21 protein-coding genes and 2 pseudogenes are annotated in these 22,392 nt (G+C 60.8%); 16 read left to right on the top strand and 7 right to left on the bottom strand.

The annotated features are described in order from the left end of the window. Positions 1-68: 68 nt before the first annotated feature. The 4 genes and pseudogenes from KJF94_RS30740 to KJF94_RS28835 all read right to left on the bottom strand — a co-directional run bounded on the left by KJF94_RS30740 (position 69) and on the right by KJF94_RS28835 (position 2,636). The gene (locus KJF94_RS30740) at positions 69-800 is read right to left on the bottom strand and encodes a methyl-accepting chemotaxis protein (RefSeq protein ID WP_431768168.1); all 732 of its coding nucleotides are present in this window, start codon (positions 798-800) and stop codon (positions 69-71) included. A gap of 132 nt (positions 801-932) precedes the next feature. Next, positions 933-1,961 (bottom strand): annotated as a pseudogene (locus tag KJF94_RS30735) (HAMP domain-containing protein); the annotation flags it as partial. A gap of 145 nt (positions 1,962-2,106) precedes the next feature. Continuing rightward, positions 2,107-2,409, bottom strand: a complete 303-nt coding sequence (locus KJF94_RS28840) for a cell division protein ZapA (RefSeq protein ID WP_214380349.1) — start codon at positions 2,407-2,409, stop codon at positions 2,107-2,109. After that, the gene (locus tag KJF94_RS28835; RefSeq protein ID WP_054053207.1) at positions 2,406-2,636 is read right to left on the bottom strand and encodes a hypothetical protein; all 231 of its coding nucleotides are present in this window, start codon (positions 2,634-2,636) and stop codon (positions 2,406-2,408) included. The genes KJF94_RS28840 and KJF94_RS28835 overlap by 4 nt, the downstream gene beginning before the upstream one ends. Before the next feature lie 342 nt (positions 2,637-2,978). Here KJF94_RS28835 and KJF94_RS30730 point away from each other — a divergent pair. The 5 genes and pseudogenes from KJF94_RS30730 to selO all read left to right on the top strand — a co-directional run. Further along, positions 2,979-3,815, top strand: a pseudogene (locus KJF94_RS30730) (MCP four helix bundle domain-containing protein); the annotation flags it as partial. Then, the gene (locus KJF94_RS30725) at positions 3,798-4,670 is read left to right on the top strand and encodes a methyl-accepting chemotaxis protein (RefSeq protein ID WP_371916747.1); all 873 of its coding nucleotides are present in this window, start codon (positions 3,798-3,800) and stop codon (positions 4,668-4,670) included. The pseudogene KJF94_RS30730 and the gene KJF94_RS30725, both read left to right, overlap by 18 nt. Positions 4,671-4,958: 288 nt before the next feature. Further along, positions 4,959-6,701 carry a potassium/proton antiporter gene (locus tag KJF94_RS28825; RefSeq protein WP_214380347.1) on the top strand — a complete coding sequence of 581 codons (1,743 nt, stop codon included), beginning with the start codon at positions 4,959-4,961 and terminating at the stop codon, positions 6,699-6,701. Between the two features lie 34 nt (positions 6,702-6,735). Next, on the top strand, positions 6,736-10,086 hold the full coding sequence (mscK, locus tag KJF94_RS28820; RefSeq protein ID WP_214380346.1) for a mechanosensitive channel MscK: 3,351 nt from the start codon (positions 6,736-6,738) through the stop codon (positions 10,084-10,086). A gap of 48 nt (positions 10,087-10,134) precedes the next feature. Next, complete coding sequence (gene selO, locus KJF94_RS28815) at positions 10,135-11,598, top strand: protein adenylyltransferase SelO (protein ID WP_214380345.1); 1,464 nt, start codon at positions 10,135-10,137, stop codon at positions 11,596-11,598. A gap of 6 nt (positions 11,599-11,604) precedes the next feature. On the opposite strand, the gene KJF94_RS28810 is transcribed toward selO, so the two are convergent. Then, positions 11,605-12,006, bottom strand: coding sequence for a helix-turn-helix domain-containing protein (locus tag KJF94_RS28810; protein ID WP_214380344.1), 402 nt, complete (start codon positions 12,004-12,006; stop codon positions 11,605-11,607). Beyond that, on the bottom strand, positions 12,003-12,299 hold the full coding sequence (locus KJF94_RS28805; protein WP_214380343.1) for a type II toxin-antitoxin system HigB family toxin: 297 nt from the start codon (positions 12,297-12,299) through the stop codon (positions 12,003-12,005). The genes KJF94_RS28810 and KJF94_RS28805 overlap by 4 nt, the downstream gene beginning before the upstream one ends. A 193-nt stretch (positions 12,300-12,492) precedes the next feature. Here KJF94_RS28805 and trxC point away from each other — a divergent pair, with 193 nt between their 5' ends. Beyond that, a complete protein-coding gene (trxC, locus tag KJF94_RS28800; RefSeq protein ID WP_214380342.1) occupies positions 12,493-12,927 on the top strand; it encodes a thioredoxin TrxC in 435 nt (144 codons plus the stop codon). 140 nt (positions 12,928-13,067) lie between these two features. Here the strand turns inward: trxC and KJF94_RS28795 are convergent, their stop codons facing one another. Next, positions 13,068-13,838, bottom strand: a complete 771-nt coding sequence (locus tag KJF94_RS28795) for a ParA family protein (RefSeq protein WP_214380341.1) — start codon at positions 13,836-13,838, stop codon at positions 13,068-13,070. Between the two features lie 356 nt (positions 13,839-14,194). Between KJF94_RS28795 and KJF94_RS28790 the strand changes: the two genes are divergently transcribed. From KJF94_RS28790 to KJF94_RS28745, 10 genes are all read left to right on the top strand, one after another. After that, positions 14,195-14,920: a beta-ketoacyl synthase chain length factor gene (locus tag KJF94_RS28790; RefSeq protein ID WP_214380340.1), complete on the top strand. Its 726-nt coding sequence runs from the start codon at positions 14,195-14,197 to the stop codon at positions 14,918-14,920. Then, on the top strand, positions 14,896-15,705 hold the full coding sequence (locus tag KJF94_RS28785; protein ID WP_214380339.1) for a lysophospholipid acyltransferase family protein: 810 nt from the start codon (positions 14,896-14,898) through the stop codon (positions 15,703-15,705). Before KJF94_RS28790 ends, KJF94_RS28785 begins: the two co-directional genes overlap by 25 nt. Beyond that, complete coding sequence (locus KJF94_RS28780; protein ID WP_214380338.1) at positions 15,686-15,946, top strand: phosphopantetheine-binding protein; 261 nt, start codon at positions 15,686-15,688, stop codon at positions 15,944-15,946. The genes KJF94_RS28785 and KJF94_RS28780 overlap by 20 nt, the downstream gene beginning before the upstream one ends. Positions 15,947-15,955: 9 nt before the next feature. Continuing rightward, positions 15,956-16,210: an acyl carrier protein gene (locus KJF94_RS28775; protein WP_084320988.1), complete on the top strand. Its 255-nt coding sequence runs from the start codon at positions 15,956-15,958 to the stop codon at positions 16,208-16,210. After that, positions 16,207-16,752 (top strand): COG4648 family protein, encoded by a 546-nt coding sequence (locus tag KJF94_RS28770; protein WP_214380337.1) that lies wholly within the window; start codon positions 16,207-16,209, stop codon positions 16,750-16,752. The genes KJF94_RS28775 and KJF94_RS28770 overlap by 4 nt, the downstream gene beginning before the upstream one ends. Next, positions 16,749-18,431 carry an acyl-CoA synthetase family protein gene (locus KJF94_RS28765; RefSeq protein WP_214380336.1) on the top strand — a complete coding sequence of 561 codons (1,683 nt, stop codon included), beginning with the start codon at positions 16,749-16,751 and terminating at the stop codon, positions 18,429-18,431. Before KJF94_RS28770 ends, KJF94_RS28765 begins: the two co-directional genes overlap by 4 nt. A 173-nt stretch (positions 18,432-18,604) precedes the next feature. Further along, positions 18,605-19,339 carry a glycosyltransferase family 2 protein gene (locus KJF94_RS28760; protein ID WP_214380335.1) on the top strand — a complete coding sequence of 245 codons (735 nt, stop codon included), beginning with the start codon at positions 18,605-18,607 and terminating at the stop codon, positions 19,337-19,339. Continuing rightward, positions 19,336-20,283 carry a lysophospholipid acyltransferase family protein gene (locus KJF94_RS28755; protein WP_214380334.1) on the top strand — a complete coding sequence of 316 codons (948 nt, stop codon included), beginning with the start codon at positions 19,336-19,338 and terminating at the stop codon, positions 20,281-20,283. Before KJF94_RS28760 ends, KJF94_RS28755 begins: the two co-directional genes overlap by 4 nt. Beyond that, on the top strand, positions 20,264-21,808 hold the full coding sequence (locus tag KJF94_RS28750) for an HAL/PAL/TAL family ammonia-lyase (protein ID WP_214380333.1): 1,545 nt from the start codon (positions 20,264-20,266) through the stop codon (positions 21,806-21,808). Before KJF94_RS28755 ends, KJF94_RS28750 begins: the two co-directional genes overlap by 20 nt. Continuing rightward, positions 21,801-22,226: an acyl-CoA thioesterase gene (locus KJF94_RS28745; protein ID WP_214380332.1), complete on the top strand. Its 426-nt coding sequence runs from the start codon at positions 21,801-21,803 to the stop codon at positions 22,224-22,226. Before KJF94_RS28750 ends, KJF94_RS28745 begins: the two co-directional genes overlap by 8 nt. The last annotated feature ends 166 nt before the right edge of the window (positions 22,227-22,392 follow it).

Below are 22,392 nucleotides of genomic sequence, written 5' to 3'. Positions count from 1 at the left end.
TGATCAACACACAAATCCTGTGGGAGCGAGACCGGCTTGCCGGCGATGGCGTCAGCACAACCAACACATCACTTCAGTTTGAAACCACCCATCTGCCGCGCCAGATCATCCGCCAACCGCTGCAGCGTTTGACAGTCCTCACGGCACGCTCTCACTTCGCCTGCCGTCGCCCGCGCCAGATCTGAAATCCCCTGCACATTGCGGTTTATCTCTTCCGTCACCGCCGACTGCTCTTCCGTCGCGGTCGCCACCTGATGGTTCATATCGCTGATGCGCTCGACCTGCCCGGTAATCGCCGTCAACGACGCCCCGGTGCGCTGGCTCGATTCAACCCCGGTGCCGGTCGCGGCTTGCCCGGTGTGCATCGACGACACCGCATTCTCCGCGCCTTGCTTGAGGCTGCCGATCATCTGCTGAATCTCATCGGTGGACGACTGTGTGCGTCGGGCCAAGGTCCGGACTTCATCCGCCACCACCGCAAATCCACGGCCCATATCCCCGGCCCGCGCCGCTTCGATGGCCGCGTTAAGCGCCAGCAAGTTGGTTTGCTCGGAAATCCCGCGAATCACCGCCAACACCTGATCGATGGACGCCACCTGATTGGCCAACTCGCCTACCGCGCTAGCGGCGTGGCCAATTTCATCGGACATGCTTTCAATATGCCGTATCGAACCGCCGACCACTTCCCGCGCCTGCATCGCCTCATCGCGAGCATTCTGCGAAGCAACCGCCGCGTTGCCGGCGTTCTGCGCAATTTCCTGCACAGTCAGGCCCATCTCGTGGACGGCGGTGGCGACCATGTCGGTCATTTCCTGCTGGCGGCCGGAACGCTCGGCAGTGTTGTCCACCACCCGCGCCACTTGGCCGACGGCCGTGCGCAAGCGCTCGCTGGTGGTCAGCACTTCGCCGATCATCTCGCGCTGGCTGTCGAGGAATCGATTGAAACCGCGCGCCAGGTCACCCAGCTCATCGGCGCGGCTGGAATCTAACCTGTGGGTCAAATCTCCACCACCGCTACCGATGGCTACCAGCGCCGCTGTTACCTGACGGATCGGACGCACCAGGCCACGGGCCAGCAACACCACCAGCAACAGGCACACCAACGCCACCGCCAGGCCGATGCCGCTGCTCATCCACATGGCGCGGCGGGCTTCGGCGTAGATCTGCGACTGTGGCACTTCGGCCACCAGGGTCCAGCCCAGATCCCGCAGCGGCAGGCTCAACGCCAGATAATCTTCGCCATCGCGCACGAAGCTACTGTTGGTGGCAACTTTTTGACCCATGACTGTTTGCGCCGCCGGCACACCGATTTGCTCGGCCAGTGTCCGTTTGCCGCTGAACTGCGCCTCGGGATGAACCTGGATCAAACCGTCGGAACGCACGAGATAGACCTTGCCGCGTTCACCAAAGTTGAAGTTGTGGATCAACTCCGACAGCTCTTTCATGCTCAACCCAAGCCCGGCAACGCCCACGACTTTGCCGGCCTGCTCGACTTTGAGGTCGATGAACAGCGCCAATTCTCCGGTCGCGGTGTCATTGTCGATATTGAGGGTGCGCGGCTGGTTGCTGTCGAGGAACGAGTAGAACCAGGCGTCTTTGGGGTTGGAACGGCTGAGGGTCCGGTCCAGGCCTTTTTCAGTGAAGTAGTGGTTTGAAGCGGTGCCGACGATCAGCGCGGTAAAGGCTTTGTGTTCGGCGCGGATGCCCTCCAGGTACTCCACGAACGTGGCGGTCTGGGCGCTGTTTTCACCTCCGGCCAGCCAGTCGCGCACCATGCTGTTGCTGGCGATGTCCTTGGCGGCGGTGAGGGGTTGCACGAGGATGCGCTCGATGTCGTTGCGCATCGCTTCGATGCTCGACGGCAGCGCTTGTTCGACCAGATAGCGCTGGGCGAGACGGTTGACCACGAGGGTATAAATGCCAACCACGATCAGAATACTGACCAGCAGGGCGGTGCCCATACTGAGGATCAACTGCCATTGAATACTGCGACGCCAGAACTTCATGGAGCACCCCCAAAGAATAAGAGGCTGAAACACTGCAACAGCCATGCCGATTGTATACAACGCAATCGACAATCTATTCTTTGGTTGTGCGCAAAGCCGATCAGGCCTGATTGATCGTCTTGGAGATCACTTCAACCGTGGCGCTGACTTGCTCTTGGTAACGGTCGAGTTCGAGCTTGTGCTGCTTTTGCATTTCGATCTGCTGCGAGCACAGATTCATCGCGGCCAGCACCAGCAAGCGGTCACCGATCAGCGTCGGGTACTTTCTTTTGGTGTCGGCCAAAGCGGCTTTCAACATCATTGCGGCGTCCAGCAGGGTTTGCTCTTCCCCGGCCGGCGCCTTGATCGAATAGTCCTCCCCCAGGATCGAGACGACTTTTACCCCTGCGGCGCCGACACTCATGCGCTGACCGGGCCGGCGCTGACGCGTTCAACCAGGGCCTGAATGCGGGCGGCGGTGGCGCCTTGTTTTTCTTCCTGTTCCATCAGGCTCAGTTGCAGGCTTTCGTTTTCATCCTTGGCCTGGGCCAATTCTGCGCTCAGGGTCTGGTTGGTGCCGAGCAGGCTCTGATTCTGTTGAACAAGGTCGCTGACCAGCTGTTCCAATTGGCTTAGGGATGCTTCCAACATTTTGATTTTCCAGGCATTTTCAAAGGGCGCGTACGATAAAGAAAAGTCACCACGGATGCCAGGGTTATTGGGGCGCAAGGCCTTGATTTTGCTGGCGGGTGACCTTCCTCGCGAACTTTAAAGACTGTGATTGGCGGATCTGGTTCCTGCACTTCGTCGCCATAGGTCAAAACCAACGCGCCTACCCCTGTAGGAGCGAAGCTTGCTCGCGAAGGACGTTAACGATAACGCGTTCTGTCTGAATGAACCCGGTGCCTGGACGTTCTTCGCGAGCAAGCTTCGCTCCTACAGATAGGGCCCTGGCTGCGACAAATACGCACAGGCACTCAAGACTTTAGTCGTATGACCGATAAGTCATCCATACGTCAGTCCCAGCGCCGCACGGCTGCGCTCTTTTCGGTAAACACCATGTCCCTTCGTAATATGAATATCGCGCCGCGGGCGTTCCTCGGCTTCGCTCTGATTGGCGGTTTGATGCTGGTTCTGGGGGTGTTTGCCTTGAACCAGATGAGCAAGATTCGCGGTGCCGGTGAAGACATCGCTTCCATGAGCGTACCGAGCATCAAAAGCCTCGATGACTTCACTCAACTGACCCTGCGTCTGCGGGTGCTGTCCTATCGTTTGCTGGTAAACCGCGAACCTGATGTCCAGCAGAAAACCATGGAACTGTTCGACCTGCGCAACCAGCAGATCCGCGACGCCCAAAAAATCTACGAGCCGCTGATAGATGATCCGCAAGAGCGCGCCGCCTATGACAAGTACGTGCAGTTGCTGGGGCAGTATCGCCAACTCGAAGAGCGCATGAAGACGTTCTCGCGCAACAATCAGGTCGACGATCTGCGCAAGCTGTTGAACACCGAGTTGCTCTCCAACTCTGAAGAAGTCAACGCGGCCCTCGCGAAGCTGCTTGAGATCAACACCCAGCAGATCGACAAAACCGATCGCGATGCAGGCGACCAGTATTCGATGTCCTTCAATCTGGTGATCACCTTGCTGGTCATCGCCACCGGCCTGACCGTGCTGTTTGCCTGGTTGCTGACCAACAGCATCACCAAACCGATCGCCAATGCCTTGAGCGCCGCCGAAGAAATCGCCGAAGGCAACCTGACCCGCCCGATCACCGTTGATGGCGAAGACGAAGCCGGTCGTTTGCTGGGGGCGATGGCGAAGATGCAGGACAAGCTGCGCGACACCCTGCAGCGGATTTCCGGCTCGGCCACGCAACTGGCCTCTGCCGCCGAAGAGCTCAACAGTGTCACCGACGAAAGCGCCCGTGGCCTGACCCAACAGAACAACGAAATCGAACAGGCCGCCACCGCCGTCAACGAAATGACCAGCGCCGTGGAAGAAGTGGCGCGCAACGCGGTGAGTACGTCCGAAGCCTCTAAGAACGCCACCACCTCGGCCGGCGATGGCCGTGATCTGGTTCAGGAAACCGTCAGCGCCATCGAACGCATGAGCGCCGATGTGCAGAGCACCGCCACGTTGATTGGCGACCTGGCGAACGAATCCCGTGACATCGGCAAGGTGCTGGACGTGATCCGCGGCTTGGCCGACCAGACCAACCTGCTGGCGTTGAACGCGGCGATCGAAGCCGCTCGTGCGGGTGAAGCCGGGCGTGGTTTTGCGGTGGTGGCGGATGAGGTTCGTGCCCTGGCGCATCGCACCCAGCAGTCGACCAGTGAAATCGAACGGATGATCGGCAGCATTCAGAGCGGCACCGAACACGCTGTGGATTCGATGCGCAACAGCACCGAGCGTGCCGAGTCGACCCTGAACATCGCCCGTGGTGCCGGCCTGTCGCTGGACACCATCAACAGCGCCATCGTCGAAATCAACGAACGCAACCTGGTCATCGCCAGCGCGGCTGAAGAACAGGCGCAAGTGGCTCGGGAAGTGGATCGCAACCTGGTGAACATCCGCGACTTGTCGGTGCAATCGGCGACCGGGGCCAATCAGACGAGCGCGGCGAGCAATGAGTTGTCGCGGTTGGCGCTGGACCTGAACAACATGGTTGGGCGATTCAGCCTGTAACGGCTAACACTGCCTCTGTGCCGAGGGAGCTTGCTCCCGCTGGGTTGCGTAGCGACCCCAAAACAGCATCCGCGTTCCTTCAGAAAGTACGCGGATGCAGGGTTTGCGACTGCTCCGCAGCCGAGCGGGAGCAAGCTCCCTCGCCACAGGACTGCGCTCGACCTATAGATGTAGTTCGCTCCTTCAAAAACCTTTTTGACAGCATCACATTTCAACAGGTTAGAATCGCTGGCACGCAGACTGCATGGTCAGTTTGTGCCCGCCTTTCAGCTTTCTGGAGTATTGCCTTTGAATGCGACGACCATCAACAGCCTGTTCTTGATCGGCGCGTTGCTGGTAGGTGCGAGCATTCTGGTGAGCTCACTTTCGTCCCGCCTCGGCATCCCGATTCTGGTGATTATCCTGGCCGTGGGCATGGCGGCCGGCGTCGATGGCGGCGGCATTATTTTCGATAACTACCCAACGGCCTATCTGGTCGGCAACCTCGCGTTGGCGGTGATCCTGCTCGACGGCGGTTTGCGAACCAGGGTGTCGAGTTTCCGCGTGGCGTTATGGCCGGCACTGTCGCTGGCCACGGTCGGCGTACTGATCACCACCGGGCTGACCGGCATGGCCGCGGCGTGGCTGTTCAACCTGAACCTGATTCAAGGCCTGCTGATCGGTGCCATTGTCGGCTCCACGGACGCCGCGGCGGTGTTTTCGCTGCTCGGCGGCAAGGGCCTGAACGAACGGGTCACCGCCAGCCTCGAGATCGAATCCGGCAGCAACGACCCGATGGCGGTGTTCCTCACCGTCACCCTGATCGACATGCTCGCCAGCGGCGAGACCGGCCTGCACTGGAGTCTGCTGGGGCATCTGGTGCGGGAGTTCGGCATCGGCGGCGTGATCGGACTCGGTGGTGGCTGGCTGATGCTGCAACTGGTCAACCGGATCAATCTGGCCACCGGCCTTTATCCGATTCTGGTGATTGCCGGCGGTCTGGTGGTGTTCGCCCTGACCAACGCCCTGCACGGCAGCGGCTTCCTTGCGGTTTACCTGTGCGGCCTGGTGATCGGCAACCGTCCGGTGCGCAGCCGCCACGGCATCTTGCACATGCTCGACGGCATGGCCTGGCTGGCGCAGATCGGCATGTTCCTCGTGCTGGGCCTGTTGGTCACGCCGCATGATTTATTGCCCATCGCCCTGCCCGCACTGGGCCTGGCGCTGTGGATGATTCTGTTTGCACGGCCATTGTCGGTGATGGTCGGCCTGCTGCCGTTCAAGGCCTTCCATGGCCGCGAAAAAGCCTTTATTTCCTGGGTTGGCCTGCGTGGCGCGGTCCCGATCATTCTGGCGGTGTTCCCGCTGATGGCCGGCCTGCCCAACGCTCAGCTGTACTTCAACCTCGCGTTCTTTATCGTGCTGGTCTCGCTGCTGGTGCAGGGCACGAGCCTGCCATGGGTGGCGAAACTGTTGAAGGTGACCGTTCCGCCGGAGCCGGCGCCGATCTCCCGCGCCGCACTGGAAGTGCATGTCACCAGTGAGTGGGAGCTGTTCGTTTATCGCCTCGGCGCTGAAAAATGGTGCATCGGCTCACCCCTTCGCGAACTGAAAATGCCCGAAGGCACGCGCATCGCGGCCCTGTTTCGGGGCCAGCAACTGCTCCATCCGTCGGGTAGTACGGTGCTTGAAGTCGATGATTTGCTGTGTGTTATCGGCCATGAACACAACCTGCCGGCCCTCGGAAAACTGTTCAGCCAGGCGCCGCAACGAGGTCTGGATTTGCGCTTCTTCGGCGACTTCGTACTCGAAGGAGATGCCCAACTGGCCGCGGTTGCTGCCCTGTACGGATTGAAAGTCGAAGGCATCGATCCGGACATGACTCTGGCCCGCTTCATTGCCCACAAAGTGGGCGGTGCGCCAGTAGTCGGTGACCAGGTGGAGTGGAACAACACCATCTGGACCGTCGCGGTCATGGAGGGGAACAAGATCGGCAAAGTGGGCGTCAGATTCCCCGAAGGAAGTCGCCCGGGTCCGGGACTCTTCCTCTAAACTCCACACTTCGTCTCGTTTTCGATCGGTCTCTATGTCAACCCTGCGCACCTTTTTCATCATGGCCCTGCTGGGCTTGAGTCTTTCTGTCGGTACGTTGCAAGCGGCCGAACCGCCGTCCAGCGAAGCCGTGCAGGCAAACCTGGACAAGATCGCCGAGCGCAAACTGCCGGAAGCCGATCAAAAAGCCCTGCAGACCCTGCTGCAAAACACGCTGACCCAGCTCAACAATAAGCGTGACTACGAGCAGAAGCTGACCGATCTCAAGCAGCAACTCGCCACCGCGCCCAAGCAGAACATCGAGAACCAGCGCGAACTGACTCGCCTCAAGGCCACCAGCCTGCCGCCGGTGGCGCAACGCTATACCAAAGAGTCCATTCAGCAGCTGGAACAGATGCTCACCGAGCGCTCGACCCTGCAAAGCAACTTGCAAAAAGCCCTCGCCGAAGCGAACAGCCTGGTCATTACCGCCCAGACCCGGCCTGAACGCGCCCAGGCTGAAATATCCACCAGCCAGACGCGCATCCAGCAGATCAATAACATCCTCAAGGCCGGCAAAGACAACGGCAAGACCTTGAGCGGCGAACAGCGTGACCTGCTCAATGCCGAGCTGGCGGCACTGAACGCGCTGATCCCGCTGCGCCGCCAGGAACTGGCCGGCAACAGCCAGCTGCAGGATCTGGGCAACAGTCAGCATGACTTGCTGACAGAAAAAACCGATCGCCTGGACCGGGAAATCCAGGAGCTGCAAACCCTGATCAACCAGAAGCGCCTGGCCCAATCTCAGGAGACCGTAACGCAGCAGTCCATCGAAGCCCAGAAGTCCGGCAGCAGCGCCCTGCTAGCCACCGAAAGCGCGGCCAACCTGAAGCTTTCCGACTACCTGCTCAAAAGCACTGACCGCTTGAATGTCGTCACCCAGCAGAACCTGCAAACCAAACAGCAGCTGGACAACGTGACCCAGAGCGATTCGGCCCTGGACGAGCAAATCAACGTGCTCAAGGGCAGCCTGCTGCTGTCGAAGATTCTCTACAAACAGAAACAGGGCCTGCCGCGCCTCAAGCTGGACCGTGACCTGGCCGACCAGATTGCCGACATCCGCCTGTATCAATTCGAAGTCAGCCAGCAACGGGAATTGCTCAGCAACCCGGCGGCCTACGTCGACAACCTGCTCTCGACCCAACCGCCCGAGCAAGTCACCCCGCAACTGCGCAAGAGCCTGCTGGAACTGGCCACGACCCGCGCCGACCTGCTGGAGCGGCTGAACCGCGAACTCAGCGCGGTGCTTAACGAATCGATCACGCTGCAACTCAATCAGAAGCAACTGCTCAGCACCGCGCAAAGCCTGCGGGCGACCCTCGATGAGCAGATGTTCTGGATTCCGAGCAACAAGCCGCTCGATCCTGAATGGATGCGCGGCGTGCCGGAGCGTCTGCAACGCCAGGTCGCGACCCTGCCGCTGGCGTCGAGCGTGAGCGAATTGATCGACGGCCTGACACAGCGACCGCTGCTGTTTCTGCCGTTGGTGCTGCTGATTGGTGCCCTGCTGTGGCGACGCAAAAGCCTGTATGCCCGACTGAACAAGGTTCACCAGGACATCGGCCACTTCAAGCGCGACAGCCAGTTGCACACGCCGCAGGCGATCCTGATCAATATTCTGTTGGCATTGCCGGTTGCGCTGGGCCTGGCCTTGTGCGGCCTGGCCTTGCAGATCGACGCCCGCGGGCAAAACGCCAACATGGGCTCGGCATTGCTGCAAATGGCCCAGGCCTGGCTGGTGTTCTACACCGCCTACCGGATCCTCGCGCCGGGTGGCGTGGCCGAACTGCATTTCCGCTGGGAAAAACCCCAGGTCGAATTCCTCCAGGGCTGGGTCCGCCGACTGGGGCTGGTGGTGATGGCCCTGGTTGCCGTGGTGGCGGTTGCCGAACTGCAACCGGCGGCACTGGCCGATGATGTGCTCGGCATGCCGGTGGTACTGACCTGCTACGCGCTGATGGCCTGGCTGCTCAGCCGCCTGCTGATCAGCAGCCCGACGCACGAAAACGCCTCACTGTTCCGCAAAGCGGTCGGGATCATGTTCACCGTCCTCCCCGTCGCGTTGTTCGTGGCGGTGTGCTTCGGCTACTACTACACCGCGCTGAAACTCAGCGACCGCTTGATCAACACCCTTTACCTGCTGATGTTCTGGCTGGTGATCGAAGCCACCTTCGTCCGCGGCCTCAGTGTTGCCGCACGGCGTCTGGCCTATCAGCGAGCGCTGGCCAAACGCCAGGCCGCCAAAGAGGCCGGCGACGGCGAAGCAGTGATCGAAGAGCCGACCCTGGACATCGAAAAGGTCAACGAACAGTCGCTGCGCCTGATTCGTCTGGCGCTGCTGGGCGGGTTCATGGCGGCGCTGTACTGGGTCTGGTCGGACCTGATCTCGGTGTTCTCCTACCTGGACAACATCACCCTTTACGAATACACCAGCGGCACCGGCGCCAACATGAGCATGGTGCCGATCAGCATCGGCGACATGCTCGGCGCGCTGATCATCATCGGCATCACCTTCGCCCTCGCGCGCAACTTGCCGGGGTTGCTGGAAGTCCTGGTGTTGTCGAAGCTGAACCTGGCCCAGGGCAGCGCCTACGCCACCACCACGTTGCTGTCCTACGTGATCGCCGGCGTCGGTTTCGTCTCGACTCTGTCGACCCTCGGCGTGAGCTGGGACAAGTTGCAATGGCTGGTGGCCGCGCTCTCGGTCGGGCTCGGTTTCGGGATGCAGGAGATTTTTGCGAACTTCATCTCCGGCATCATGATCCTGTTCGAACGCCCGGTGCGGATCGGCGACACCATCACCATCGGCAACCTGTCGGGCACGGTGAGCAAGATCCGCATCCGTGCCACGACCATCACCGACTTCGACCGCAAGGACATCATCGTCCCGAACAAGACGTTCATTACCGGGCAACTGATCAACTGGTCCCTGACCGACACCATCACCCGGGTGACCTTGAAGCTCGGCGTCGACTACGGTTCGGACCTGGACCTGGTGAAAGAACTGCTGCTGAAGGCCGCCCGTGATAACCCGCGCGTACTGAAAGACCCGGAACCCCACGTGTACTTCCTGAACTTCGGCGAAAGCACCCTCGACCATGAGCTGCGAATGCACGTACGCGACCTCGGTGACCGCAACCCGGTGCTCGACGAGGTCAACCGGTTCATCAATCGCGAGTTCAAGAAGCAGCACATCAACATCTCGTTCCGGCAGATGGAGGTTTACCTCAAGAACCTTCATGGCGAGGAATACAAAATCGTGCCGATCGAGTCGGAAACCAAAACCATCGGGCCCCGGGCCGATGGCAATCCGCTACAAGAGCCGCCGCCCGCCAAGCTCGACTAACCGCCCTGTCCCTAGCAGAATGCTCGGACATTCTGCTGGAGATGGCCGGTGAAAGCCCTCGACGAACTGACCTTCGATAACCGCTTCGATCGCCTGGGCGATACGTTTTCCACCCACGTGCTGCCCGAGCCCATCGACAACCCGCGCCTGGTGGTGGCCAGCCCCGCCGCCATGGCATTGCTCGATCTCGACCCCGCCGTGGCCGAAACCCCGGAGTTCGCCGAGCTGTTCAGCGGCCACAAGCTCTGGGCCGATGCGGTACCTCGGGCGATGGTCTATTCCGGCCATCAGTTCGGTTCCTACAACCCACAGTTGGGCGATGGTCGCGGCCTGTTGCTGGGCGAGGTTTACAACGAGGCCGGCGAGCATTGGGACCTGCACCTCAAGGGTGCCGGCCAGACGCCTTTCTCGCGCATGGGCGATGGACGCGCGGTACTGCGTTCGTCAATCCGCGAGTTTCTCGCCTCCGAAGCCTTGCATGCGCTGAACATCCCGACCACTCGTGCGTTGTGCGTGATCGGCTCCGACACGCCGGTGTGGCGCGAAAAACAGGAGCGCGCCGCCATGGTCCTGCGCCTGGCGCCGAGCCATGTGCGCTTCGGGCATTTCGAATATTTCTACTACACCAAGCGCCCCGAGAAACAGAAGGAACTCGGCGAACACGTGCTGGCCATGCACTTCCCCGAATGCCTCGAACAACCAGAACCGTACCTGGCGATGTTCCGCGAAATCGTCGAGCGCAATGCCGAGCTCATCGCCAAATGGCAGGCCTATGGTTTCTGCCACGGCGTGATGAACACCGACAACATGTCGATCCTCGGCATCACCTTCGATTTCGGCCCGTTCGCCTTCCTAGATGACTTCGACGCCAATTTCATCTGCAACCACTCCGATGACCAGGGCCGTTACTCCTTCAGCAACCAGGTGCCGATCGGTCAGTGGAACCTCAGCGCTTTGGCTCAAGCCCTGACGCCGTTCATCAGCGTCGAGGCCCTGCGCGAAACCCTGGGTCTGTACCTGCCGCTGTTCCAGGCTCACTACCTGCACCTGATGCGCCGCCGCCTCGGCTTCACCACCGCCGAAGACGACGACCAGAAACTGCTGGAACAGCTGTTGCAACTGATGCAGAACAGCGGCGTCGACTACAGCCTGTTCTTCCGCCGCCTCGGCGATGAATCACCGGAACTGGCCGTTGCCCGATTGCGCGACGACTTTGTCGACATCAAGGGCTTCGATGCCTGGGCCGAGCACTATGTCGCGCGGGTTGCTCGCGAAGGCACGGTTGATCAGGAAGAGCGCCGCACACGCATGCACGCGGTCAATCCGCTGTACATCCTGCGCAACTACCTCGCGCAAAAAGCCATTGATGCGGCGGAAAACGGTGACTATTCAGAAGTTCGCCGGCTGCACGCGGTGCTGAGCAAGCCGTTCGAGGAGCAACCGGGGATGGAAAGCTATGCAGAGCGGCCGCCGGAATGGGGGAAGCATTTGGAGATCAGTTGTTCGTCCTGAACCTGGCTAGATAAAGGTTTCCACTGACGTACCGAAGCGCTCGGCCAACCAACGGATCTGCCGCAGGTTGAGCTGACGCTTGCCGCTCAAGATCTCGGATACTACCGATTGAGTGCCAACACCAGGCAGATCGCTCTGGGTCAAACCGTGCTCCCGCATCAAGTAACCAAGAACATCAGCACCGCTGGCTTCGGGCATGGGGCGATGTTTGTGATCCCATTCCTCTATCCAGTCTCCGATGATGTCGACAAGGCTCATTAGTGGGTGCGACTCGTCATCACCGGTTATTTCGAGCAACTCATCGAGCGCTAGAACCAGCCTGTCGTAGTCGTCTTCGTTTTTTGGTTTGCGCAGCAACGGCGAGACAAACTCCCAGTGCTCAGCCGCCTGCTTGATCAATGCACTCATTCTTTTCCCTCCTTCCATTTTCCTCGGTCATATTCGCGATGATCCAGCACGTGTTTGATGTACAGCTTCTGGCTCCGGTACCTGAAATATGCAATCAAGCGCAGCTTATTTCCCCCGATATCGAATACATGTAACTCCCCAACCTTGTCGGTGGCAGAAAACAACGACTTCATGGCGGCAAAATCACAAGGACTGTTCCGCTTGACCAGTCGATACCAATGGTCAAGCGCAGTTGCTGAATGTGGCCATTTTTCCTTTGAATCCCATATTCGTTTTTCAGAAAACACACGCATGCAATTTCCTTATCGCATTTGCTATGGATGAGTTAACCACAGGGGGCGAATATCGCAAGTTGCGATAATCTTAAACCGACCAGCGGCGCGCCAACGCTCTCCTAGCGTAGATTCGCTGCGCTTGTTCGAACGGTTGAAAATATGAGCAAACGTCTCCAAATCAGGGGGACGGCTTCTTAAAAGGACCACCCCCATGACCGACCCACTCCTCATCCCCTGTCCCCACTGCAACGGCCTCAACCGCATCCCCGCCGAGCGTCTCAACGACCAGCCAAAATGCGGCCGCTGCAAGGCCGAGGTCTTGCTGAGCAAACCGTTCGAGCTGAAACAAGGTGATTACGCCAGTCAGATCAAAGGTGATCTGCCGTTGCTGGTGGACGTGTGGGCGGACTGGTGCGGGCCATGCAAGTCGTTTGCGCCGGTGTTCGAGCAGGCGGCGGGGCAACTGGCGGGCAAGTGCCGGCTGGCCAAGCTGGACAGCGAGGCCAACCAGCAGTTGTCGGCGCAGTTGGGGATTCGCTCGATTCCTAGTCTGATTTTGTTCAAGAACGGCCGGGAAGTGGCGCGCCAGAGCGGGGCCTTCCCGTTACCGCAGTTGATGAGCTGGTTGCGTAGCCAGGGAATCTAAAGCCACCACAAATCAAATGTAGGAGCGAGACCGGCTTGCCGGCGATAGCGGTATTACAGTCAAAACCGATGTCGACTGACACTCCGCCATCGCCGGCAAGCCGGTCTCGCTCCCACAGGGGTTCGGTGTTGTGGCGGGGATCAGGCGTTTTCCAGCAGGTTATGCAACTCGACGAACTGCTGGGTCAATTTATGCCGTGGATCAAGATGGATCAGCGGTGTGTTGGCCTGGTGCGATTCGCGCATGCGCACTGAACTACCCAAATACACCGGCAACACCGGCAGACCTTCGGCAATCAGTTCATCGAGGATTTGCTGCGGCAGGCTGGCGCGAGCCTGGAACTGGTTGACGACAATACCTTCAACTTCCAACCCTTCGTTGTGGTCATCCTTCAATTCTTCGATTTCCGCCAGCAAGCCGTACAGCGCCTGACGCGAGAAGCTGTCGCAGTCGAAGGGAATCAGCACCCGATCAGCGGCAATCAAGGCTGAAACCGCATAAAAGTTCAGCGCTGGCGGGGTGTCGAGGTAGATTCGGTCGTAATCGCCGTCCAGCTCCTCGAGCAATTTGCGCAGCTTGTTGATCTTGTGTTTCGCCTCAAGCTTGGGCTGCAAGTCGGCCAGCTCGGCGGTGGCGGTGATGACGTGGAGGTTGTCGAACGGGGTTTCGTAGATATCAACCTGGTTTTTCTTCGAGAACGGCACCGAAGACAGCGTCTGCTTGAAAAAGTCGGCAATACCCATCGGGATGTCATTACCGGTGAGCCCGGTGAGGTACTGGGTAGAATTGGCCTGAGCGTCGAGATCCACCAGGAGGGTTCGATAGCCCTTGCTGGCACTGACCGCGGCCAGATTGCAGGCAATGCTGGATTTGCCTACGCCGCCTTTCTGATTGAATACCACGCGCCGCATGTCAAAACCTCCGTGTATCAAAGAATGACCGAGTGTAGTAGTCCACGGCGTCGCTTAGCTACCTCGCCAGCACAGGGACTACGCAGTCAGGTGCAAACGCTCACTGAAAAAGCCGCCATCTCGTCCAGAAAAATGCTCCCGGAGCCGACAGACATACGCGACCCGATGTGGATAATGGCCAAACGACATCCACTCACGAACCAATCGGTACATTTCGTTGGGCAAAATGTAACCAGCATTTGCTACGCGCTCGCCGCACCGGGATAATGCGCGCCACTCGGCGCTCGGCGTCACGTCAGGTGAACCGCTGTTTTTTTCGACTCGCCGCGTCAAGAAAGCCCGCAGGGGCGGGATGAATGCCTGTGATCAACTTCAACATCGCCCAATGGCGCGCGTGGGCCCCTGGGCTCGAAAGCGTGGACGATTGGCAGGCCTGGAGCCGACAACCGGTCGCGCTGCCAAGCTGCGATGCCGCCCCCGACGTCTCGTTCCTGCCGGCCATGCAGCGGCGGCGGCTCAGCCGTCTTGCGCGGATGGCGTTCAGTGTCGGCTGGCCGTTGGCCGATGGTCGCCCTGACCTACCGTTGGTCTTTATTTCTCGCCACGGCGAAACCCCGCGCACCTTCGATATCCTCAGCGATCTGGCCGCCGATCAGCCACTGTCGCCGACCCAGTTCAGCCTGTCGGTGCATAACGCGGTCATCGGCCTGTGGTCGATCATGCGCGGCGAAACCAGCGAAATGACCGCCCTGGCCGCCGCCGGCGATGGTCTTGAACACGGCATGCTAGAGGCGGCGGCACTGCTTGCCGAAGGCGCGCCGGCAGTCCTGCTGGTGGTCACCGAAGAGCAGCCGCCCGAAGCCTATTCGGACTGGATCGACGACGTGCCTTTCCCGTACGCGGTGGGTTTGTTGCTGACACCCGGCAACGACTGGCAGCTGTCCCTGAACAGCACTTCGGATGAGTTGTCCAACGCCCACTGGCCCCATGCCCTGAATCTCTTGCGTACCCTGCTCGGCCAGCAGACCACCTGCCAACATGCCTGGAAAAATCGTGTATGGACCTGGCAACGCAACCCGTAAGTGAAAAACACCGCGACGCCTATTACTGGCGTTTGCTGGCCACCGCCGCTAGCTTCACCCTCTTCGGACTGGGCGGGCTGTGCCTGCGCCTGTTGGTTTTCCCGGTGCTGAGCTGCCTGCCCGGCAGCGCACAGACGCATCGGCTACGCGCGCGGCAAACCGTCAGCCGCTGTTTCTGGTTTTTCGTCCGGTTCATGGCCCGCACCGGCGTGCTGACCTACGACATTCAGGGCGCGGAAAAGCTCGGTCGACCCGGGCAGATGATCATTGCCAATCACCCATCGCTGATCGACGTGGTGTTCCTGATCGGCCTGGTGCGCCACTCCAATTGCGTGGTCAAAAGCAGCCTCTGGGAAAACCCCTTTACCCGCGGCCCGCTACGCCGCACCGAATACATCAGCAACGACGGCAGCATGGACATGCTCGATGCTGCGGCCGACGCACTGAAAAGCGGCCAGACCCTGATCATTTTTCCGGAGGGCACCCGCACTCAGCCCGGCGAAACGCCCTCCTTTCATCGGGGTGCGGCGTCGATCGCACTGCGCGGTGCGAAAATCCTCACCCCGGTGATAATCAAGGTCAGCCCGACCACATTGACCAAGGCCGAACCCTGGTATCGGATCCCCAAACGCCGCGTGCACTTCAGTTTCCGGGTCGGGGCCGATATAGACCCACAGGCCTTCGCCGCGCAAGGCCCTGCGCCTCAAGCCTCGCGCAAGCTCAATGACTACCTGCATCACTACTTTATTAAGGAGCTCGCCGAAGATGAGCGAACTACATCGTGAAATCAAAGAACTGATCATCGACGCCCTGGGCCTTGAAGACATCAGCGTCCAGGACATCGGCGACGACCAGACGCTGTTCGGCGAAGGCCTGGGCCTGGACTCCGTCGACGCCCTGGAGCTTGGCCTGGCGATCCAGAAAAAGTACGGCATCAAAATCGACGCCGATGCCAAGGACACCCGCAATCACTTCAGCAACGTGGCGAGCCTTGCGGCGTTCGTCACCGCAAAACAGGCAGCTTGAGACCGGACCATGCAAACTCGTGACGACATTTTTAATACCTTGCGCGATGCCTTGGTCGAACTCTTCGAGCTGGACCCCGAGCGTGTGAGCCTCGACTCCAACTTGTATCAGGACCTGGAAATCGACAGCATTGACGCAGTCGACCTGATCGACCACATCAAGCGCCAGACCGGCAAGAAAATCGCCGCTGAAGAATTCAAAACGGTGCGTACCGTCAGCGACGTCGTCGAGGCGGTCTACCGTCTGGTTCAACCCGCCGCATGAGCCGACTGATCGGCCTTGGCCTGCTGCTGGCGGGCCTGCTGTACCCCTTCGCGGTGTATTTCGGCATGGAACATTTTGCCCCGTGGCAGTTCGGTCTGTTGTTGGGCAGCCTGTGGCTGGCTCGGGCGCTGACGGGCGTGCGCCGGCCAGGAAGCCTGTGGATGGCCACCGTTGCCATCGTGTTTTGCCTGTTGCTGGCCCTGTTCGACAGCCCCGCCATGCTGCGCTGGTATCCCGTGCTGATCAGCGGCTTCATGCTGGTGCTGTTCGGGTTGAGCCTGAAATACGGCCCGCCGATGATCGAACGCCTCGCCCGCCTGCGGGAACCACGCTTGCCGGCCAAAGCGATTCGCTATACCCGCCAGGTCACCATTGCCTGGTGTGTGTTTTTTCTCTGCAACGGTTTGTGCGCCGCCGCCCTGACCCTCTGGGCGCCGCTGAGTTGGTGGATGTTGTACACCGGCCTGATCTCCTATGGATTGATCGGCCTGATGTTTGCCATTGAATGGCTCATACGACAACGGGTACGAGGCCACCCATGAATTGGATAAAACTTGAGCAACTGTTGCTCAAGGCTCAACCGGAACGCGCCGTGACGGCCGATCCGGTGCTGAATCAAGCACAACTGTGCGAACAGGCCCTCAGCCTGGCCGCCGGCCTGCAAGCGCAGGATGTGCGGCGCATCGCCGTGCACCTCGAAGACGCCGCCGACCTGGCGATTGCCCTGCTGGGTGCCTGGCGCGCCGGGGTCAGCGTGCTGCTGCCTGCCGATCTGCAACCGCAAACCCGCCAGCGCTGGTCGAGCGAAGTCGATCTTTGGCTGACGGATCAGGCCGATGATGCGCATCTGAGCGACTATCGCCACGCGCCGCTGACCGCCGCTGCCCTGGACCTGGATCGCTGCACGCTTAGCCTATGCACCTCCGGTTCCAGCGGCGAACCCAAGCGCATCGACAAGACCCTGCGCCAACTGGCCAATGAAGTCGAAGCGCTGGAGCAGCTCTGGGGTGCCGATCTGGGCGAGGCCTGCATCATCGGCAGCGTTGCCACCCAGCACATCTACGGTTTGCTGTTTCGGGTGTTATGGCCGCTGTGTGCCGGGCGTTCGTTTTTGCGCAAGCAACTGGCCTTTCCGGAAGATTTGCAGCGCGCCAGCCGCGAACACCCGGCCTTTGCCTGGGTCGCCAGCCCGGCGCTGCTCAAGCGCATGGGCGACAACCTTGACTGGCCGGCGCTGAGCGCGGTTCGCCGGGTGTTTTCCTCTGGCGGCGCGTTACCCGCCGAGGCTGCACAAAGTCTTCAAAAACGGCTGCAACAGTGGCCGACGGAAATCCTCGGCAGTTCAGAAACCGGTGGCATCGCCTGGCGTCAGGGCAACGATCTCTGGCAAGCCTTTGCCGGCATCGAATTGAGCCAGGACAGCGACGGCGCGCTGCTCATTGCGTCGCCGTATCTGCCGCCCGGTCACGTAGAACACACTGCAGATGCGGCGCGAATCGCCGCCGACGGCCGCTTCGAATTGCTCGGACGGCTGGACCGGATCGTCAAACTGGAAGAAAAACGTATCTCGCTGCCGATGCTGGAGCAGGCGCTGATGGCCCACGAATGGGTCGCGGAAGCGCGCCTCGGCGTGGTTCAGGAGAATCGCGCCTCGCTGGGTGCATTGCTGGTTCTCAGCGAATCGGGTTTGCATGCCTTGCGCAATCAGGGTCGACGCACCCTCACTCAGGAACTGCGCCAACACCTCAGCCAGCATTGCGAAGCCCTTGCGCTGCCGCGACGCTGGCGCCTGCTGCGACAACTGCCGCTCAACACTCAAGGCAAATTGCCTCAGGCCGACGTGGAAGCCTTGCTGCTGGCGCCGCGCCCGAAAGCGCCGGAAGTGCTGGAGCAGGCCGAAACCGATGGCGAGTGGAGCCTGCAACTGGCGATACCACCGGACCTCGCTTACTTCAGCGGCCACTTCCCCCAGGCGCCGGTTCTGCCCGGCGTGGTGCAGGTGGAGTGGGCCTTGAACCTTGGCCAGCAATTGATGAACCTGCCGGAAAAGTTCGCCGGCATGGAAGTGCTGAAATTCCAGCAACTGGTGCGCCCGGGCGATGAAGTCCAATTGCACCTGCGATTCGATCCGGTACGCAGCAAATTGTACTTCGCGTACCGCAACGAGACCGCCACCTGCTCCAGTGGGCGGATTTTGCTGGAGGCGGCAGGTGAAGCATAACTTTTGGTGTGGAGTCCTACTGTGGCGAGGGAGCTTGCTCCCGCTGGGCTGCGAAGCAGACCCAAAACCATTCGGCGCCGATTTCATGGCGAGTGCTCCGCACTCGAGCGGGAGCAAGCTCCCTCGCCACAGGAAGCTCTCTTGCCACAGGGGTTTTGCGGAGGTTTCAAATCATGCATAACCCCTGCGCCATCGTGCCCGTCTACAACCACGAAACCGCCATCACAACCGTGGTCGACGCACTCATCGCCCGCGGCCTGCCGTGCATTCTGGTCGACGATGCCAGCGACCCGTCCTGCGCGGTGGTGCTCGATCAACTGGCCCGGCGCGAGATGGTTTACCTGATCCGCCTCGCCGCCAATCAGGGCAAGGGCGGCGCGGTCATGACTGGCCTGCGCGAGGCCTCGCGCCTGGGCTTCAGCCACGCCTTGCAGGTCGATGCAGACGGTCAGCACGACCTGCAAGACGTCGCGACCTTCATCGAACAATCACGCGCCCATCCGCGCGCGGTCATCTGCGGCTATCCGCAATATGACGCCAGCGTGCCGAAAGGTCGCCTGTACGCCCGCTACCTGACGCACGTGATGGTCTGGATCAACACCCTGTCGCTGCAGATTCGCGATTCCATGTGCGGCTTCCGCGTCTACCCATTGCCGCCGACCCTGGCGCTGATCGACTCGGCGAAGATCGGCAAGCGCATGGACTTCGACTCGGACATTCTGGTGCGCCTGGCCTGGCGCAATCAGCCGATGCAGTGGCTGCCGACCAAGGTGCATTACCCGCTGGACGGTGTCTCACACTTCCGCATGTTCCACGACAATGTACTGATTTCGAGCATGCACACCCGGCTGTTCTTCGGCATGTTGCTGCGGGCGCCGGTGATCCTCTGGCGACGGTGGCGAGCATGAGCATCAACGCAGATAAAGAACACTGGGCCGACCGCCAGGAGCGTGGCAGTTTCTGGCTGATGAAGCTCACCGCGTTCGGCGCCAAGGTACTCGGCCGCCGACTGTTGAGCCCGTTGTTGTACGGCATTGTCCTGTACTTCTTCCTGTTCGGTCGCAGTGCCCGCCACAGCGCCTGGCAATACCAGCAACGCCTCGCCGACTGGAGCGGTCGCGACGAATTGCGCCCGACCCACTGGCGCGTGTTCGGCCAGTTCATGGCCTTCGCCGATTCGATGCTCGACAAACTCGACGTGTGGAACGGCAAGCTGAGCATCGAGCAGATCGAAATCATCGACCCGGCGCTGCTGCGCAATCAGTTACGCGGCAGCCGCGGACAACTGCTGGTGGGCGCGCATTTGGGCAATCTCGAGGTGTGCCGTGCGCTGGCGGAGATCGGCGAAAAGGTCACCATGAACGTGCTGGTGCACACCAAGCACGCCGAGCAGTTCAACCGTTTGCTCGGCGAAGCCGGGGCGACCAATCTGCGGCTGATTCAGGTCAGCGAACTGGACCCGGTGATCATGCTGCAACTGCACGAGCGCCTGGAGCGCGGCGAGTGGCTGGCGATTGCCGGTGATCGCGTGCCGTTGCACGGCGGGCGCAGCGTGACCGTGGATTTCCTCGGCCATCCCGCAAAATTCCCGCAAGGGCCGTGGCTGCTGGCGGGGCTGTTGAAATGCCCGGTCAACCTGCTGCTGTGCCTGAAGAAACCCGACGGCGATTATCGACTGACCCTCGAGCCCTTCGCCGACGCGATCACCTGGAAGCGCAGCGACCGCGAACAGGTCATTCATCAGTGGGCTTCCCGCTACGCCGAACGCCTGGGTCACTATTGCCTCGAAGCGCCTCAACAATGGTTCAACTTTTACCCTTTCTGGAAGACCGATGACGACGCCAACGCTTGAGCCGGTAACCTTCGGCGAACTCCCTTTGCGCATCGAAGACGTGCTGGCCCTGGCCAACCGTCAGGTGCCGACGCAGTTGCAGGACGATCCTGCGTACCGCGAGCGCATCGCCAAGGGCGCGCGATTCCTCGATTCCCTGCTGGACAAGGAAGGTGTGATCTATGGCGTGACCACCGGTTACGGCGATTCCTGCGTGGTCGCGGTACCGTTGCATCACGTCGAGGCGTTGCCCCGTCATCTGTACACGTTCCACGGCTGCGGGCTGGGCAAACTGCTCGACGCCCAAGCCACCCGCGCGGTGCTCGCGGCGCGTTTGCAGTCGCTGTGCCACGGCGTGTCCGGTGTGCGCGTGGAACTGCTGGAACGCCTGCAAGCGTTCCTCGAACACGACATCCTGCCGCTGATCCCGGAAGAGGGCTCCGTGGGCGCCAGCGGTGATCTGACGCCGCTTTCATATGTGGCCGCGACCTTGTCCGGCGAGCGCGAAGTGATGTTCCGTGGCGAACGCCGCCAGGCCGCGGACGTGCACCGCGAACTGGGTTGGGAGCCGCTGGTTCTGCGCCCGAAAGAAGCGCTGGCACTGATGAACGGCACCGCCGTGATGACCGGCCTCGCCTGTCTGGCCTACGCCCGCGCCGATTACCTGCTGCAACTGGCCACCCGCATCACCGCGCTGAACGTGGTCGCGCTGCAAGGCAATCCGGAGCACTTCGATGAACGCCTGTTCGCCGCCAAACCGCATCCGGGGCAGATGCAAGTCGCCGCGTGGCTGCGCAAGGATCTGGCGATCGACGCACCGACCGCGCCGCTGCATCGCCTGCAAGACCGCTATTCCCTGCGTTGCGCGCCCCACGTGCTCGGCGTCCTGGCCGACAGCCTGAACTGGCTGCGCTCGTTCATCGAGATCGAACTCAACAGCGCCAACGACAACCCGATCATCGACGCCGAAGCCGAACGTGTGCTGCACGGCGGGCACTTCTACGGCGGCCACATCGCGTTCGCCATGGACAGCCTGAAAAACCTGGTGGCCAATGTGGCCGACCTGCTCGACCGTCAACTCGCATTGCTGGTGGACGAGCGTTACAACCATGGCTTGCCGAGCAATTTGTCCGGTGCCACGGCGGATCGCGCGATGCTCAACCACGGCTTCAAAGCCGTGCAGATCGGCACCAGCGCCTGGACCGCCGAAGCCCTGAAAAACACCATGCCGGCCAGCGTGTTCTCACGCTCTACCGAATGCCATAACCAGGACAAGGTGAGCATGGGCACCATCGCCGCCCGCGACGCGATCCGCGTGCTGGAGCTGACCGAGCAGGTCGCCGCCGCCACCCTGCTCGCCGCCAATCAAGGCGTGTGGCTGCGCAGCAAAGCTGAAGATGCCCGCCCGTTGCCACCCGCGCTGGCGGCCATGCACGAAGAGCTGGCCAAGGACTTCCCGCCGGTCATCGAAGATCGCGCACTGGAAGGTGAATTGCGCCTGTGCCTGAAACGGATTGCCGAGCAACACTGGAGGCTGCATGCGTAGCAAGGGAGTGCTTCACACCGATACGGAAATCCTCGTGCCGTTCTTTGACGTCGACACCATGAACGTCGTCTGGCACGGCCATTACGTCAAATACCTGGAAATCGCTCGTTGCGCATTGCTGGACAGGATCGGCCACAACTACGACGCCATGGTTGCGTCGGGCTACGCCTGGCCGGTGATCGACCTGCAATTGCGCTACGTGCGCGGCGCCGTGTTCGGCCAGAAGCTGAATGTGCGGGCGAATCTGGTGGAGTGGGAGAACCGGTTGAAGATCAACTACCTGATCAGCGATCTGGAAACCGGTGAACGTTTGACCCGGGCCAGTTCCGTGCAGGTGGCCGTCGACATGAGCAGCCGCGAAATGCAGCTGGCCTCGCCCAAAATCTTCACCGATGCCGTAGAAAGGATGCTCGCATGAACCCGGGAATCGACACCTCTCTTGATGCCAACCCCGTTCCCTGTGGCGAGCGAGCTTGCTCGCGCTTGAGTGCGCAGCACTCACAACCGCGTCAAGCCTTGTCGACGTATTGGGGCCGCTACGCAGCCCAGCGCGAGCAAGCTCGCTCGCCACGGGTGTTCAGATA

This window comes from Pseudomonas hormoni, assembly GCF_018502625.1.
In the GTDB taxonomy this organism is placed as follows: Bacteria; Pseudomonadota; Gammaproteobacteria; order Pseudomonadales; family Pseudomonadaceae; genus Aquipseudomonas; species Aquipseudomonas hormoni.
Note: the sequence above shows the minus strand (reverse complement) of the source record. Positions and strands in the feature narration are given on the sequence as shown.

What these genes read in the sequence shown, in the direction of transcription:
- KJF94_RS30740 (WP_431768168.1), bottom strand. Translation starts at nt 800, where the DNA reads ATGGTCGCCACCGCCGTCCACGAGATGGGCCTGACTGTGCAGGAAATT.
- KJF94_RS30725 (WP_371916747.1), top strand. Translation starts at nt 3,798, where the DNA reads ATGGCGAAGATGCAGGACAAGCTGCGCGACACCCTGCAGCGGATTTCC.
- mscK (WP_214380346.1), top strand. Translation starts at nt 6,736, where the DNA reads ATGTCAACCCTGCGCACCTTTTTCATCATGGCCCTGCTGGGCTTGAGT.
- KJF94_RS28745 (WP_214380332.1), top strand. Translation starts at nt 21,801, where the DNA reads ATGCGTAGCAAGGGAGTGCTTCACACCGATACGGAAATCCTCGTGCCG.
- KJF94_RS28840 (WP_214380349.1), bottom strand. Translation starts at nt 2,409, where the DNA reads ATGAGTGTCGGCGCCGCAGGGGTAAAAGTCGTCTCGATCCTGGGGGAG.
- KJF94_RS28765 (WP_214380336.1), top strand. Translation starts at nt 16,749, where the DNA reads ATGAATTGGATAAAACTTGAGCAACTGTTGCTCAAGGCTCAACCGGAA.
- KJF94_RS28780 (WP_214380338.1), top strand. Translation starts at nt 15,686, where the DNA reads ATGAGCGAACTACATCGTGAAATCAAAGAACTGATCATCGACGCCCTG.
- KJF94_RS28835 (WP_054053207.1), bottom strand. Translation starts at nt 2,636, where the DNA reads ATGTTGGAAGCATCCCTAAGCCAATTGGAACAGCTGGTCAGCGACCTT.
- KJF94_RS28790 (WP_214380340.1), top strand. Translation starts at nt 14,195, where the DNA reads ATGCCTGTGATCAACTTCAACATCGCCCAATGGCGCGCGTGGGCCCCT.
- KJF94_RS28755 (WP_214380334.1), top strand. Translation starts at nt 19,336, where the DNA reads ATGAGCATCAACGCAGATAAAGAACACTGGGCCGACCGCCAGGAGCGT.
- KJF94_RS28760 (WP_214380335.1), top strand. Translation starts at nt 18,605, where the DNA reads ATGCATAACCCCTGCGCCATCGTGCCCGTCTACAACCACGAAACCGCC.
- KJF94_RS28750 (WP_214380333.1), top strand. Translation starts at nt 20,264, where the DNA reads ATGACGACGCCAACGCTTGAGCCGGTAACCTTCGGCGAACTCCCTTTG.
- KJF94_RS28770 (WP_214380337.1), top strand. Translation starts at nt 16,207, where the DNA reads ATGAGCCGACTGATCGGCCTTGGCCTGCTGCTGGCGGGCCTGCTGTAC.
- KJF94_RS28805 (WP_214380343.1), bottom strand. Translation starts at nt 12,299, where the DNA reads ATGCGTGTGTTTTCTGAAAAACGAATATGGGATTCAAAGGAAAAATGG.
- trxC (WP_214380342.1), top strand. Translation starts at nt 12,493, where the DNA reads ATGACCGACCCACTCCTCATCCCCTGTCCCCACTGCAACGGCCTCAAC.
- KJF94_RS28795 (WP_214380341.1), bottom strand. Translation starts at nt 13,838, where the DNA reads ATGCGGCGCGTGGTATTCAATCAGAAAGGCGGCGTAGGCAAATCCAGC.
- KJF94_RS28810 (WP_214380344.1), bottom strand. Translation starts at nt 12,006, where the DNA reads ATGAGTGCATTGATCAAGCAGGCGGCTGAGCACTGGGAGTTTGTCTCG.
- KJF94_RS28775 (WP_084320988.1), top strand. Translation starts at nt 15,956, where the DNA reads ATGCAAACTCGTGACGACATTTTTAATACCTTGCGCGATGCCTTGGTC.
- KJF94_RS28785 (WP_214380339.1), top strand. Translation starts at nt 14,896, where the DNA reads ATGGACCTGGCAACGCAACCCGTAAGTGAAAAACACCGCGACGCCTAT.